We start from the raw sequence: 979 nt of genomic DNA on the forward strand, positions 1-979 counted from the left end.
GCCCCTACGGGCTCGCCGCATCGCTGTGGACCGACAGCCTGTCGCGCGCGCACCGCATCGCCGGGCGGCTGCAGGCCGGCACAGTTTCCGTCAACAAGGTCGACGCTCTGAGCCCGATGACGCCGTTCGGTGGTTTCAAGCAATCCGGCTTCGGCCGCGACCTGTCGCTGCATGCGCTCGACAAGTACACCGCGCTCAAAACGACATGGATCAAATACTGATGGGCGCCTAAAGCGCATCGCGATCGAACGGATTCAAGCGATGCGCTTTAGGCCTTTGCTCCATGCATGTCGTTTGCGCAAAACCGGGGCCACTTTTGCGCGACATGCATTAGGCTTGATCGAAGCCCTCAAACCGGCAACATAGCCAGCCATGCCGCTACGCTTCACGCTCAGACAGCTGGAATATTTCGTTGCCGTGGGCGAAGCCGGCTCCATCGCCAAGGCGGCCGAGCAGGTCAATGTGTCGCCGCCATCGATTTCGGCCTCGATCGCGCAGTTGGAAACCGAGTTCGGCGTCCAGCTTTTTGTCCGCAAGCATTCGCACGGCCTCTCGCTCACCGCCGGTGGCCGCATCTTCCTCAAGGAAGCCGCCCGGCTGCTCAACGATGCCGATGCCTTGCATGACGTCGCCGGCGATTTTGCCGAGAAGGTGCGCGGCCCGCTGGCGGTGGGATGCCTGCTGACCTTTGCGCAGATCGTGCTGCCGGCGCTGCGCATGCGGTTCGAGCGCGCTTATCCCGATGTGCGCGTGCGCCAGTTCGAGCGCAATCAGGGGCAATTGCTTGAGATGCTGCAGCGCGGTGAAATCGACCTCGCCCTGACCTACGATCTCGAACTGTCGCAGGACATGACCTTCGAGCCGCTGATGTTGGTGCCGGCCTATGTCATGCTGCCGGCGGGCCATCGTTTCGCGGCCAAGGCGTCGATCACGACGGAGGAACTGGCCGACGAGCCGATGGTGCTGCTCGACCTGCCGT

General features: G+C 62.9%; 2 protein-coding genes. Both read left to right on the forward strand.

Going from position 1 to position 979, the window contains the following annotated elements:
• A partial coding sequence (locus EN991_RS37800; protein WP_127370608.1) for an aldehyde dehydrogenase family protein occupies window positions 1–221 on the forward strand: 221 nt, incomplete at its 5' end.
• A gap of 151 nt (window positions 222–372) precedes the next feature.
• Window positions 373–979, forward strand: a 607-nt coding sequence (locus tag EN991_RS37805; RefSeq protein WP_164769732.1) for a LysR family transcriptional regulator, incomplete at its 3' end; no start/stop codon positions are given.

The organism is Mesorhizobium sp. M7A.F.Ca.US.005.03.2.1, from assembly GCF_003997795.1.
Lineage (GTDB): Bacteria > Pseudomonadota > Alphaproteobacteria > Rhizobiales > Rhizobiaceae > Mesorhizobium > Mesorhizobium ciceri.